Genomic DNA, 12,288 nt, shown 5'->3' with positions numbered 1-12,288 from the left:
GTGTATATGTGTAAAATGAAGTGGTATTTTACAAAAAAAAAGAGTGTTTTTAAGTAGCAAAATGCAAGCTAAAAACTATTTATCTTTATTTTGACGACTTAGAACGCGATATTCTTCATAACAATCATTGATTGCGTCTAGAATTTGCAAATCATTAGCTTCGGTAATAAATGTTTTTGAATAGTTACAGAGTGAAAGAATTTCATCAATATCAACACGTTCTACTTGTAAGAGTTCGCGAAGCATTTGTCGGTCAAATTTAGAAGCTAATAATTCTCTAATCTTATCGTCTTCTTTCATTTGGCGCAATTTGCGCATTTGTTGTGGTTTTTTACCAAAAAGTTTTTGTAAAAAATCTGCGGGATTAAAAATAGCGCCTAATACTGTTGAGATTGCTCCAGGAGCTTTTTCTCCTGCTTCATAACCCGTAGAAAGTCCAGCAATTCGGTAACGATAATTTGGACGAATAGGTACGTTTTTAGCATCAATTTCTAAATATCCTGTAAGTTGATAGGGTGTCAATATTACTTTTTCCAAAGCATATGCTAATTCCGTTAATCGAATTGTGGAAGAGTTTTTATATTTCAACATGTCATTGGTAACACGCACTTTGATTGATTTAAAACCAAGAAATGAAAAGAATAATACATCGTCAGGTTTTGCGGTAATTTCAAATTCACCTTTTTCATTGGTTATTACTCCTTTGATAGTTGTAAGATTCACTACGTGTACACTAGCCATTGGCTTTTCATCAGCGTCATTAATCACCCTTGCGTACAATTTTTCTTCAGTTTGGGCAGAAATTGTAGTAATAGTTAAAAATAGAAGTAAAAAAGTATACACCTTTTTCATGCATGCAATTGTTTGAAATAGAGTCTTTTCGACTAATTGGACTATAAAAGTACTAAACAAAACGAGAAAAAGTGTGCCAAAGCACACTTTTTACTAAATATTAACAAATTTTGAGTTTACTTTCTTCGAGAACGACCTCTAAATCGTTCGCCGCCTTCGCTTCTGCGTTTTTTTCGTCCGTTAGAAGCTTCTGCAGGTTCACTTCTACGGTTTCTACGTCTGCTATTATCATTATTAGTGTCTCGATCTTTGGTGCGACGTTTGCGTCCTCCATCTTTACGACGTTTTCCGCCACCGCTACCGCCAGTATTGGTAGATTCTTCCACATTGACAAAGCGTCCATCTACTTTAAAGTCAGTAAAATGAGCTAATACCAATGATTTTTTATCGGTATCAGTATTAAAGAAAGAAAAACTTTCCTTTACATCTACTTTGTACACATCATCACGACCTAAGCTTAGAGTTTCTTTCAAGAAATCTTTCAAACGCATCCAATCATAACCATCTTTTGAACCTACATTAATAAAGTAACGCGTACTGTGTTCATTACTTCCTCTTCGTGATGATTGTTCTTCGCTAGAATCTTTTGGCTGATTTAAGTCACGTTTATTTTTGTAATAATTATAGAATCGGTTGAATTCTACAGAAACCATACGTTTAATCAATTCTTCTTTAGATGTATCTTCAAAAATTTCCATGATTTTAGGAAGGTAATCTTCGACTTGATTATTGGATTCGGTATTGTGAATTTTATTTGCGAGGTGAAACAACTGAATTTCACATATTTCCATACCAGTAGGGATGGATTTTTGTTCGAATTTCTTTTGTATTTTTCGCTCAATCGATTTGATTTTGCGCATTTCACTTTTGGTAATAATTACCATAGAAACACCTGTTTTTCCAGCTCTTCCTGTACGACCACTTCGGTGAGTATAGGTTTCAATTTCGTCCGGAAGTTGATAATTAATAACATGTGTTACATCATCAACATCAATACCACGTGCTGCGACATCGGTGGCAACTAACATTTGTATTTGACGAGTACGGAAAGATTTCATCACAAGATCTCGCTGATTTTGACTTAAATCTCCATGTAAGGCAGCTGCATTGTATCCATCTTCAATTAATTTTTCAGCAACACTTTGTGTGTCTCTTTTGGTTCTACAAAAAACAACAGAAAAAATATCAGGGTTAGCATCTGCCAATCGTTTTAAAGCTAAGTAACGATCTCTACCACTTACGGCATAATACTCATGTTGCACGCTATCAGAACCAGAATTTCGAGATCCAACAGTAATTTCTTTTGGATTGTACATGAATTCTTTTGCAATAGTTGCCACTTCTTTTGGCATGGTTGCAGAGAAAAGCCATGTACTTTTATCGTTAGGTGTATGTGATAGAATAGACGTGATGTCTTCATAAAATCCCATGTTTAACATCTCATCAGCTTCATCAAGTACGCAGTATTCAATTTTCGAAATATCTACCATTTGACGATTGATCATATCTTGCATACGACCTGGCGTAGCTACAACAATTTGAGCTCCTTTTTTTACCTGCTTAGCTTGATCTGTAATACTCGCACCTCCATAAATTGCTACTACGTTAATGTTTTCATATTTAGCGTAGTTTTTTAATTCGTTGGCAATCTGCAAACATAGTTCTCGTGTAGGAGATAAAATCAATCCTTGTGTGGTTCGACTGTCTGCGTTTATTTTTTGAATCAATGGAAAGCCAAAAGCAGCTGTTTTACCAGTTCCTGTTTGGGCAAGTGCCACAATATCAGTTTCTTCGCTTAATAAAATTGGGATTGCTTTTTCTTGTACTTCGCTCGGCGTTTCAAAGCCCATGTCTTGAATTGCGCGCAATAGCGAATCTTGAAGACCTAATTCTTCAAATTTTGTCATACTGTAATTTTAAAAGGTTCGTGCAGCTTTTTTATGCTGTCTTTTGAAGTTACATTGGAGCGTTACGACCTTACTAAAATACCTTGACGCTGCATAACTTCATCTCGCTCTGAGATTTCAAGCGGCAAAGGTAGTGTTTTATTTTGAATTTCAGTAGATTATCTAAAATAGATTATTTTGCAGTTGATAGAATTTTATGATATTGAAAATCAGATGGTTATTTTTTGCCATTTAACATCACTTTGATTTGTGGATAATCTATACCAAACGCTTTTTCATTTTTGAAAGGAATTTTTAAGGTGTCTTTGTTGCCAAATGGAATCCAGATTTCAATATCGTCTAAGGATTTAAGATGATAGCTTTCCAAGGGTTTGTCATAATCTCCTTTTTCAGTTTTTTTATTATTTTTAATTTTTAACTGAAAATTTTGCCCAAAGTAATAATTATGGATTTCATGTGAAAGGCTTACATATTGTTTTTCTTTATGTTTATCTTGAATAACAATAGTCATAGCATCAAATACTTGATTTTTTAGTAGGCTAATTAAAAACGAACCATATTCAGTTTTAATTCGTTTAATTAAATTATTCGATTTGAAAATAAAATTTCCTCTTAAGTCAAACAATTCATATTCAGGTAAGCTTGTACAGCAGCCAAAAATAGTTGTCAACAGTAGGCTTTCGTCTTCATAAACCTGAAGAGCATCAGTGTAAAAGTTAAGTTCGTACGCAGGTTTGGAAGTATTTGTTGGACGAAAAAATTGTAAATGATGTTTTGTTCTTGCTATTCCGGATGCTACAGAATCTCGATACACTTGTGTGAGTTTTTTAACTATATAGTCAAATTTTAATCCTGCGTCGTTCGTTTTGGTCACGTTATGAATAGCTGCCTTTTGAATGTATTCGTAATATCCTCCAATGCTTACTTTTATATTTTCGAAAGTCGCTTTTATGTTGTAAATGCTATCAAGTTTATCAAAAGATGGTTTTCGGCTAATAGTGTCTTTACCTGCATAAAAAATAGTATCATTTTTTAAAATTCTGAATTGATAAAAATCTCTATCGTTTGTGGGTAGATTTACTTTTAAGAGTGTATCATTTTTCTTTTGAAGATAGACAATTTCTTTTTCAACAACAGTTTTTGTAACAGTTTCAGTGACTGTTTTGGTGCAGGAAGCAGTTAGTAATACAAGAAAAACGAATGAAAGTTGGTATATTTTCAAGATTGATTAGTTTTTGGTACTCAAAAAGTGTATCAATTTTTGTACCGCTTTTCCACGATGGCTGACACGATTTTTTTCTTCAAGGGAGATTTCAGCAAAGGTTTCTGTAAAACCTTCTGCTACAAAAATAGGATCGTAGCCAAATCCTTGTTCACCACGTTTTTCTTTGATGATAGTTCCTTCACAAATTCCTGTAAATGTGTGTTGTTTGCCATTTAAAATCAAAGCGATGACTGTTTTAAAATGTGCAGAACGATCTTTTTTATCTTTTAAATTGTGGAGTAACTTATTCATGTTGTCATCAGCATTTCGTTGCGTGCCGGCATAACGAGCAGAAAAAACTCCAGGTTCTCCATTCAATGATTTTACTTCTAATCCGGTGTCATCGGCAAAACAATCGTACCCATAATGCTTTTTTATATATTGAGCTTTTTGAATGGCGTTTCCTTCAATGGTAGGTTGTGTTTCAGGGACATCTTCATCGCAGCCTATGTCTTTGAGACTTAAAATAGTAATATGGCTTGGTAAAAGCGATTGAACTTCTTTAACCTTATTTTGATTGTTAGTGGCAAATACGAGTTTCATAATCAGGGTGCTTTTTTATTGATGATGATAAGGCTCATTTCTTAAAATAGTAAAGGCTCTATAAATTTGTTCAACTACAAACAGACGAACCATTTGGTGTGAAAAGGTCATTTTTGACAATGATACTTTTCCTTGTGCTTTAGCATATACTTGTGGGGAAAAACCATAAGGTCCGCCAATAATAAATACCAACGTTTTAATTCCTGCATTCATTTTTTTTTGCAAATAATTTGAAAAATCTACAGAAGAAAATTGTTTTCCATTTTCATCCAGTAAAATTAACACATCAGTAGGAGTTATTTTTTTTAGAATCAAATCACCTTCTCTCTCTTTTTGTTGCGCTTCATTGAGATTCTTTGTGTTTTTAATATCAGGAATAATTTCTAAATCAAATTTGACATAGTGAGACAAGCGTTTAGCATACATCTCTATTAACTGTAGCAGTTGTTTGTCGTCTGTTCTTCCTATGGCAAGCAATTTTATATTCATGCGATAAAAGTAACTTATTTTGAGCTGATATTTTATAAAGCGCCACCATTATTGTTTGAAGTTGAGCAAAAAGGTTACTAATTTAAGATTCAATTAATAACTTAAAATCTTTATAAAATGAAAAAAAGAAATGTAAGAAAACTATCGTTGAGTAAAAAGAGAGTATAGAATTTTAAAGTTTCTGCCATACAAGGAAGGAGCTTGTCAACCAGCAGAACCATTGCTAGATTCTATTGGATGTCCGCCACGTTCAGTTCCTCATACAGCTTGTCAAAGAATCTTACGATTTTTCCTGTATTTGTAGTAGATAGGTATCTATTTCAATAACTTAAGCAGGTTATTGATTAACCACATTAGAGGTAAGTCAGTTTAAAAACACATATTTTACGAACCATAATAAATTATACAATCATGAAAAAAAAGAAGCAATTAGGAAAATTAAAATTATCAAAAAACACAATTGGGAACTTATCAAAGCTAAATGGAGGTAGACCTCCAGGAAGTTATAATTGTGTGCCTTATGAACCAGCACCAATTACGATAGAAACAGTTTGCTGGACACAATCAAGAGATATTGCATCAGAATGTTGGTGCTCATCAGATGATAGCTTTCACTGTTAAAAAAGTCATAATTTGATATGAAAAAGCATTATTCTTTCGAGAGTGATGCTTTTTTATTTAAGAATAATTATTGAGTTTCTATTTTGATATGCAACATAAACTTTGCAATTTTGAAATAAATACTTTTATTCTTAAAACAATGATTTCAGAAACACAATTTCAAAAAGAATTAGAACTTATCATTTCAAATGCTATCCGAGAAGATGTTGGTGATGGCGACCATAGCTCTTTAGCTTGTATACCTGCTGATGCAATTGGAAAAGCAAAGTTGTTGGTAAAAGATGAAGGAATCATTGCGGGTGTTGAGTTTGCTAAAATGGTGTTTGCTTATGTAGATGCAGAAATGAAAGTAGAAACATTAATTGAAGATGGAAGTAAAGTTCAATATGGAGATATTGTTTTTTATGTAACTGGAAGGTCGCAATCCATTCTAAAAGCTGAACGTTTGGTATTAAATGCAATGCAACGTATGAGTGCGATTGCTACCAAAACAAATAAATTTGTACAACTATTAGAAGGTACAGGAACAAAAATACTAGATACTCGTAAAACAACTCCTGGAATTCGTGCTCTTGAAAAATGGGCGGTCAAAATAGGAGGTGGAGTAAATCATCGCTTTGCATTATACGATATGATTATGTTAAAAGATAATCATATAGACTTTTGTGGAGGAATTACACCTGCGATTACACAAACCAAGAACTATTTAAAAGAGCAAAACTTGGATCTTAAAATCATAGTAGAAGCGCGTGACCTAGAAGAAATCAAGGAAATCTTACAAAATGAAGGCGTATATCGAATTCTAATCGATAACTTTAATTATGAAGATACTAGAAAAGCGGTAAAAATGATTGGAGATAAGTGCTTGACAGAATCTTCAGGAGGAATTAATGAAAATACAATTCGAGAGTATGCTCTATGTGGTGTCAACTATATTTCTTCTGGAGCATTGACGCATTCAGTATACAATTTAGATTTGAGTCTAAAAGCAGTGGATTAATGTCAAAAGAAATTGAAGAAAAGCTAGCTAAAATTCCGCTATTAAATATAATAGTTAGATTTCTCAAGAAAATTAAACTTCCTGGGTTGGAAGGACTATCGCTTTACGACTTGTTAGAAATGTATATTGTAGGTATTGTAAATGGAGCAGTAACTTCTCGTGCAGGCGCAGTAGCATTTAGCTTTTTTATGGCGATATTTCCTTCGTTACTTTTTTTCTTAAATTTATTACCATTCATACCAATTCAAGACTTTCAAGCAAATTTTATAGGAACCATTACTTCATTTCTTCCTTCTGAATCTGGAAACTATCTAAATGAAATTATTGTAGATATTGTTAAAAATAAACGAAGCGGATTGCTTTCCTCTACTTTTTTACTATCTATTTTTTTAATGGCGAATGGTGTGAGTGCTATCTTTGCTGGTTTTGAAAACTCGTATTATATACTCAAAAAGCGAAACTTTTTTAAACAATATTTATATGCTTTAAGTGTTGGATTACTTTTGGCATTGTTGTTGATTTCTACAATAGCAGTATTAGGATATGTTGAAATTTATATGCCGTATATCAGTAGTTTTGGCAGGAGAAATTCAGTAGTAGATACCACTGCAGGAGAAACTGGAATTGAAATAGCAAAATTTCTATTTTTAGTAATAATGGTATATGTAGGAACTGCTATTTTATATTATTTCGGGACGCATCAAGGAAGAAGAGCTCGATTTTTTTCTCCCGGAGCATTGCTAACTACTATTTTAGTTTTGTTGACTTCCTACTTGTTCGGGATATATATAGCAAACTTTTCTCAATACAATGAGTTGTATGGCTCTATTGGAGCGTTGCTGATTTTGATGTTGTATATATGGCTGAATGCTAATATATTACTTTTAGGATTTGAATTAAATGCTTCAATCGATATGTTAAAAATCAAAAGAGAGACCGCTTAAAATATTATGTTAGCATAATAAAAAGTAGTATCTTACAAGCGTAAAATTATAAATAAACCCAATTAAAATGAAAAAGACAATTTTTGCGTTCATCGCTTTTTTAATCGTAGGAGTGAGTAGTGTATCTGCTCAAATTGAAGTTGGATCTGCTACACTTCCTGAGTCTGTTACATTTGAAAGTCAAAAACTTATCTACAATGGAGCAGGAGTTCGTAAAAAAGCATGGTTTAAGTTGTATTCTGGTGGATTGTACCTACAACAAAAGTCTAGTGATGCGTATAGTATCATGAATGCCGATGAAACAATGGCAATCAAATTGCACATTACCTCTCGACTAATTTCTAGTAAAAAAATGATCAATGCGGTTGATGAAGGTTTTGAGAATTCTACCAATGGAAATACAGCGGCAATTGCAAATAAAATAGAAACATTTAAAGGATTCTTTAGTGATGAGATTAATGATGGAGATATTTTTGATATTGTATATATTAAAGATAAAGGTGTAGTTGTATACAAAAACGGAACAAAAAAAGGAACAATTGCTGGATTAGAATTTAAAAAAGCATTGTTCGGAATCTGGTTGTCTAACAAGCCAGCAGACAATAGATTGAAAGAAGGAATGTTAGGTAACTAAACATACTTGAGAATGAAAAAATATATCATTTGTGTTCTTTTGATAGCGTTCGGACTTCAAAACCATTTTGGACAAACCGTTGTTGGAAAATGGAAAACGATTGATGATGAAACAGGCGAAGCCAAATCAATCGTAGAAATTTATGAAACTGACGGTAAAATCTATGGAAAAGTGGTTGATATCATCAATACTGAAAGACGTAATGCTATTTGCGAAAAATGCAACGACACTCGTAAAGATCAACCAGTTTTAGGAATGGTTATCATTAATGGATTAGAAAAAGATGATGATGAATATGAAGGAGGAAAAATATTAGATCCTGAAAAAGGAAAAGAATATAAATGTAAAATTTGGCTTGACGACGAAAATAAAGATAAACTCTACGTTAGAGGGTATGTTGCCTTTTTTTACAGAACTCAAAATTGGTATCGTGTCAACTAATAAAATGATGTAAATTCATAAAAAAAACCACTCAACTTGAGTGGTTTTTTTATGTTTATTAATGATGATGACAGCGCGTGACTACACAAGTTGTCCAGCCTTGCTGGTCGGTTGGTTCATTTCCTCCAATTAGTTTTTTTACTTCAAAAGTTGAAATTAATCTTTTGTGTAATGCTAATGATTTAAAATTTTGTTTCTTCATGATTAATTTTTTAGTATTCAAATAAATTACAAAAACGAATTGACTCTTTGATAGGGAAAAACCTTACCATAGGTTGGTGTTTGTAAAAGCGTAAAAAACTCTTCCTCTAAGGCATAATTTTATGTGACCAAAATAGTACCTTTGAATAATGGCTTATTTTATTGATGTCATATTACCAATTCCACTTGAAAAACTGTTTACATACAGCATTTCAGAAACTGAAGCTAGCTTTCTTAAACCAGGAATGCGAGTCGCTGTTCCTTTCGGAAAAAGTAAAGTATATACGGCTTTAGTGTATACAATTCATCAGCAGGCACCTGAAGTATATGAAGCTAAGGAAATACAACAAATTTTAGACGAAGAGCCAATTATTACTAAGCGACAACTTACGCATTGGGAATGGATTGCGTCCTATTACATGGCAAGTTTGGGAGAAGTATTTCGATCGGCAATTCCAAGTGCTTTTTTACTGGAAAGTGAAACAATAATTTCTAGAACTGAAAACAAGGAGTTTGACGAAACGCTACTCAAAGATGATGAATTTTTAATAGTTGAAGCATTGCAGCATCAATCCTTATTAAAAATTCAAGAAATCAGTAGTATTGTAGAGAAAAAAAATGTATTACCTCTTTTAACACGCTTAATAGAAAAGCAAATTATTCAAGTTCATGAAGAGATTTACGAGCAATACAAGCCTAAACTAGTACGTTATGTAAAACTGCATACAAAATACGCTAACGAAGAAAATTTACAACATCTATTGGATTCACTCAATAGAGCAAAAAAACAACGCGAAGTTGTTCTTCATTTATTTTCCCTTTCAGCGAGCATTAAAAAACCTATTACAGTTAAAGAATTAACTCAAAAAAGTGGAGGAAGTTCTACTGTAATAAAAACATTGATTGAGAAAGAAATTCTTGAAGAATACTATATTCAACAAGATAGAATAGAATATGAAGGAGCGGAAACGGAAGATTCTAAAAAGCTCAATTCCTATCAAGAAGAAGCGTATAAAACAATCAAAGAATCATTTGACAATCAAGACGTGTGTTTGCTGTATGGAATTACTTCTTCAGGAAAAACAGAAGTTTATGTAAAACTCATAGAAGAGCTTATTGAAACAGGTAAACAAGTATTGTATTTGTTGCCAGAAATAGCCTTGACAACTCAATTAATTGATCGTTTGCAGTATTATTTTGGAGACAAAGTATCTGTGTACCATTCAAAATATTCTGTACATGAACGAGTAGAAGTATGGAATAACGTATTGGCCAATAAAGCAAAGGCGCAAATTGTAATAGGCGCTCGCTCATCCTTACTCTTGCCTTTTTCTAATTTAGGATTAATTATAGTTGATGAAGAACATGAAACGTCATTTAAACAATTTGATCCGGCTCCTCGATATCACGCACGAGATGCGGCAATTGTTTTAGCAAAGATTCATCGTGGTAAAGTTGTATTGGGCTCAGCTACTCCAAGTGTTGAAAGTTATTACAATGCTAAAGCCAATAAATATGCTTTAGCAACTATAACAAGACGTTACGGAGATGTTTTGCTACCAGATATGGAGTTGGTTGACATTAAAGAAAAACATCGAAAAAAACGCATGAATGGGCATTTTTCTGATCGTTTATTAGAAGAAATTGAAGAAACCCTAGGAAATAAAGAGCAAGTCATTTTGTTTCAAAATCGTCGTGGATATGCACCAATAATTGAATGTAATGTGTGCGGGCATTCGCCTCAGTGTCCTAATTGTGATGTAAGTTTAACCTATCATCAATACAAAAATCAGTTGCGTTGTCATTACTGTAGTCATCATATAGCAATGCAATTACAATGTTTGGCTTGTGGAAGTCATGAGCTAGACACAAAAGGATTTGGGACACAGCAAATAGAAGAAGAGTTAAAAGAACTTTTTCCCAATGTAAAAGTTGGGCGAATGGATTTAGACACGACTCGTGGAAAATATGGGTATCAAAAAATTATAACCGCGTTTGAACAGCAAGAAATTCAAATTTTGGTCGGTACACAAATGCTTACAAAAGGATTGGATTTTAGAAATGTAAATTTAGTAGGTATTATGAATGCAGATAGCATGCTAAATTTCCCTGATTTTAGAGCGTATGAACGAAGTTTTCAACTCATTCAACAAGTAGCAGGACGTGCTGGAAGAACTCAAAAGAGAGGTAAAGTAATCGTGCAAACGTATAACCCGTATCATCAAATACTTCAGCAGGTTTCTATGGGTGACTACGAAAGTATGTTTACAGATCAATTAAATGATCGACGTCAATTTAAATATCCTCCATTTTATAGATTGATTAAAATTACACTTAAACATAAAGAATACAATCGTGTAAATGAAAGTGCTGCTTGGCTTGCCAAATCGTTGCGAAATAATTTTGGAGAACATGTGTTAGGGCCTGAATTTCCTCCTGTAGCTCGTATTCGTAACTTATACTTAAAAAATATATTACTAAAAATACCGAAGCAACAGTCCTTACCAAAAACCAAAGAAATTATCACTCGTATTAAAACGACGTTCTTGTCTATTTCAGAATACAGAAGTGTACGCATTATTATTGATGTAGATACAATATGATACTATATGAAAGAGAATTTGTATCTAAAGAAAAATAGAGAAATAAATTTGATAATAATCAAGTGTTAGTGTAACAAGTACACGTACTAAATATTAGAAAGAGCTTCTGAAAGTTCAACTTTCTTGTTTCTACTTAAAGGAATCAACTGACCTGCAATTTCAACGTTTTTACTATTAAAACGATCTACTTTGTCCAAATTCACAATATATGATTTATGAATTCGTAAAAATTTGTTCTCAGGCAATTGTTTTTCAAAAGCTTTCATAGTAGATAAGACAACAATATTACTATCATCGGTAACTAATTTAACATAATCACCTAAAGCTTCAATCCATTTAATTGTACTAAGGATAACTTTACGTTTTTTCAAATTGCTCTTCACAAAAATATGATCGTCATCATCACTACTCTTTGTGCTATAACTAGATTTTTCAAGTGCTCTAGTAATGGCTTTGTCAAAACGTTCTTTTGTTAATGGCTTGTGTAGAAAATCGGTAACATCATAATTGAAAGCTTTAAAAGCGTACTCAGTTTTACCGGTAACCATGATAACTTGAGGTGGATTTTTTAAAGATTCAAGCAAGTCGAATCCGTTGAGCACAGGCATTTCTATGTCTAAGAAGATGAGATCGACATTGTTTGTTTTAAGTCCATTCTTAGCTTCTATTGCATTGCTGTACTCTGCGATTAAGTTTAGGGAGGGATGATTCAACGTAAGCTTGGCTACTGCCATGCGTTGTATGGAAGAATCATCTACAATAATACAGTTAAGCTTCATATGCGAAAAG

General features: G+C 32.9%; 13 protein-coding genes. 6 read left to right on the top strand and 7 right to left on the bottom strand.

Annotated elements, in window-relative coordinates; all coding sequences use genetic code 11:
• Nucleotides 1–75: 75 nt before the first annotated feature.
• The 5 genes from AA088_RS09530 to rlmH form a co-directional block, all read right to left on the bottom strand.
• Entirely contained in the window at nt 76–852 is a 777-nt protein-coding gene (locus tag AA088_RS09530) for a carboxypeptidase-like regulatory domain-containing protein (RefSeq protein ID WP_046744757.1), read from the bottom strand.
• A 116-nt stretch (nt 853–968) separates the two neighbouring features.
• Nucleotides 969–2,759 (bottom strand): DEAD/DEAH box helicase, encoded by a 1,791-nt coding sequence (locus tag AA088_RS09525; protein ID WP_046744756.1) that lies wholly within the window; start codon nt 2,757–2,759, stop codon nt 969–971.
• A gap of 217 nt (nt 2,760–2,976) precedes the next feature.
• A complete protein-coding gene (locus AA088_RS09520) occupies nt 2,977–3,981 on the bottom strand; it encodes a hypothetical protein (RefSeq protein WP_046744755.1) in 1,005 nt (334 codons plus the stop codon).
• Between the two features lie 6 nt (nt 3,982–3,987).
• Nucleotides 3,988–4,566, bottom strand: coding sequence for a non-canonical purine NTP diphosphatase (locus AA088_RS09515; protein WP_046744754.1), 579 nt, complete (start codon nt 4,564–4,566; stop codon nt 3,988–3,990).
• A 15-nt stretch (nt 4,567–4,581) separates the two neighbouring features.
• Entirely contained in the window at nt 4,582–5,055 is a 474-nt protein-coding gene (rlmH, locus tag AA088_RS09510; RefSeq protein ID WP_046744753.1) for a 23S rRNA (pseudouridine(1915)-N(3))-methyltransferase RlmH, read from the bottom strand.
• Between the two features lie 411 nt (nt 5,056–5,466).
• Between rlmH and AA088_RS09505 the strand changes: the two genes are divergently transcribed.
• The 5 genes from AA088_RS09505 (at nt 5,467) to AA088_RS09485 (ending at nt 8,695) form a co-directional block, all read left to right on the top strand.
• Nucleotides 5,467–5,676: a hypothetical protein gene (locus tag AA088_RS09505; protein ID WP_046744752.1), complete on the top strand. Its 210-nt coding sequence runs from the start codon at nt 5,467–5,469 to the stop codon at nt 5,674–5,676.
• 139 nt (nt 5,677–5,815) lie between these two features.
• On the top strand, nt 5,816–6,676 hold the full coding sequence (gene nadC / locus AA088_RS09500; protein ID WP_046744930.1) for a carboxylating nicotinate-nucleotide diphosphorylase: 861 nt from the start codon (nt 5,816–5,818) through the stop codon (nt 6,674–6,676).
• Nucleotides 6,676–7,620 carry a YihY/virulence factor BrkB family protein gene (locus AA088_RS09495; protein ID WP_046744751.1) on the top strand — a complete coding sequence of 315 codons (945 nt, stop codon included), beginning with the start codon at nt 6,676–6,678 and terminating at the stop codon, nt 7,618–7,620. The genes nadC and AA088_RS09495 overlap by 1 nt, the downstream gene beginning before the upstream one ends.
• 67 nt (nt 7,621–7,687) lie before the next feature.
• Nucleotides 7,688–8,254, top strand: coding sequence for a chalcone isomerase family protein (locus AA088_RS09490; protein ID WP_046744750.1), 567 nt, complete (start codon nt 7,688–7,690; stop codon nt 8,252–8,254).
• A 12-nt stretch (nt 8,255–8,266) separates the two neighbouring features.
• Complete coding sequence (locus AA088_RS09485) at nt 8,267–8,695, top strand: DUF2147 domain-containing protein (protein ID WP_046744749.1); 429 nt, start codon at nt 8,267–8,269, stop codon at nt 8,693–8,695.
• 58 nt (nt 8,696–8,753) lie between these two features.
• Here AA088_RS09485 and AA088_RS18310 read toward each other — a convergent pair whose 3' ends face one another.
• Nucleotides 8,754–8,897, bottom strand: coding sequence for a hypothetical protein (locus AA088_RS18310; protein WP_157547132.1), 144 nt, complete (start codon nt 8,895–8,897; stop codon nt 8,754–8,756).
• Nucleotides 8,898–9,045: 148 nt separating this feature from the next.
• Between AA088_RS18310 and priA the strand changes: the two genes are divergently transcribed.
• On the top strand, nt 9,046–11,499 hold the full coding sequence (gene priA / locus AA088_RS09480) for a replication restart helicase PriA (protein ID WP_046744748.1): 2,454 nt from the start codon (nt 9,046–9,048) through the stop codon (nt 11,497–11,499).
• Between the two features lie 86 nt (nt 11,500–11,585).
• Here the strand turns inward: priA and AA088_RS09475 are convergent, their stop codons facing one another.
• Nucleotides 11,586–12,278, bottom strand: coding sequence for a LytR/AlgR family response regulator transcription factor (locus tag AA088_RS09475; RefSeq protein ID WP_046744747.1), 693 nt, complete (start codon nt 12,276–12,278; stop codon nt 11,586–11,588).
• Between the last annotated feature and the right edge of the window lie 10 nt (nt 12,279–12,288).

The organism is Kordia zhangzhouensis (genome assembly GCF_001005305.1).
GTDB lineage: Bacteria > Bacteroidota > Bacteroidia > Flavobacteriales > Flavobacteriaceae > Kordia > Kordia zhangzhouensis.
This window is presented reverse-complemented; position numbering and strand designations above follow the sequence as displayed.